The sequence below is a fragment of the Pseudomonas sp. FSL R10-0399 genome, assembly GCF_009600165.1.
Lineage (GTDB): Bacteria > Pseudomonadota > Gammaproteobacteria > Pseudomonadales > Pseudomonadaceae > Aquipseudomonas > Aquipseudomonas helleri.
The window spans coordinates 1-1,198 of the sequence record NZ_WIWK01000253.1; the positions used below are offsets into that span (position 1 = coordinate 1).

Genomic DNA, 1,198 nt, shown 5'->3' on the forward strand with positions numbered 1-1,198 from the left:
CTAAGGATGGTCTGAAGTAGCCGCCTATTTTTCGGCGACTGAGCCATCGGCGCTTTCAAAAAACGACAGCCGTTCAAAATCGGTCAAATCTGCCGACTATTTCATGTTTTTTGCTGCTGCGAGTGCCTCCTAGCAGCCATTTCCCCCATTACGGACGCACCTCTCCCACGCCGCAGAGTAAATGTCGACGCGCCATCCACAGGTTCGACAAGGCGAACAGCGTCACCATTTGAGCAGTGTTTTTCACCAAGCCCCGGAAGCGCACTTTGGTATAACCAAACTGGCGCTTGATCACCCGAAATGGATGCTCAACCTTGGCGCGAACCTGAGCCTTGGCTTTCTCGATCTTGCGTATCGCTTTGTACAATACGCTGCGTTTGCCATGTTTTTTGTAGGTGCTGCGCCGGGCTGCAATCTGCCAGATGACGTGGCGTCCCGCATGCTCTTCGCGCTTCTCGACACCGGTATAGCCTGCATCGGCGCAGACCACGTTCTCAGCACCGTGTAGCAGTTTGTCGACTTGGGTTATGTCCGCGACGTTGGCCGCAGTGACCACCACGCTGTGCACCAGCCCTGACTCATCGTCGACACCAATGTGAGCTTTGGCACCGAAGTAATACTGGTTACCTTTCTTTGTCTGGTGCATTTCCGGGTCGCGTTTGCCGTCCTTGTTCTTGGTCGAACTGGGCGCATGAATCAGCGTGGCATCGACGATGGTGCCTTGTCGCAGCGACAAGCCACGGTCGCCCAGATAGCCATTGATCACGCCGAGAATACCAGCGGCCAACTCGTGCTTTTCCAGCAGGCGACGGAAGTTGAGGATGGTAGTTTCATCTGGGATCCGCTCCAGGCTCAGACCGGAAAACTGGCGCAAGATCGTCGTCTCGTACAGCGCTTCTTCCATCGCAGGATCGCTGTAACCGAACCAGTTCTGCATGAGATGAACCCGCAGCATCGCCATCAAAGGATAGGCCGGACGACCACCTTCGCCCTTCGGGTAATGAGGTTCGATCAGGGCAATCAAACCCTTCCAGGGTACGACACGATCCATCTCGATCAGGAACAATTCCTTGCGGGTCTGCTTGCGCTTACCGGCGTACTCGGCATCGGCGAAGGTCATTTGCTTCATTGAAAAGCTCGGCGATTGGTGTCCGGAGATTTTGCCAAATCAGAAAGTCTTTTTCAGGATTTCCCTAAG

At 54.6% G+C, this 1,198-nt stretch carries 1 protein-coding gene; it reads right to left on the reverse strand.

Annotated elements, in window-relative coordinates; all coding sequences use genetic code 11:
• Positions 1-148: 148 nt before the first annotated feature.
• A complete protein-coding gene (locus GHO41_RS29265) occupies positions 149-1,129 on the reverse strand; it encodes an IS5 family transposase (protein WP_153373929.1) in 981 nt (326 codons plus the stop codon).
• Positions 1,130-1,198 lie beyond the last annotated feature (69 nt).

Bases quoted from the DNA above. Each gene is read 5' to 3' on its own strand.
- GHO41_RS29265 (WP_153373929.1), bottom strand. From the start codon at position 1,129: ATGAAGCAAATGACCTTCGCCGATGCCGAGTACGCCGGTAAGCGCAAG.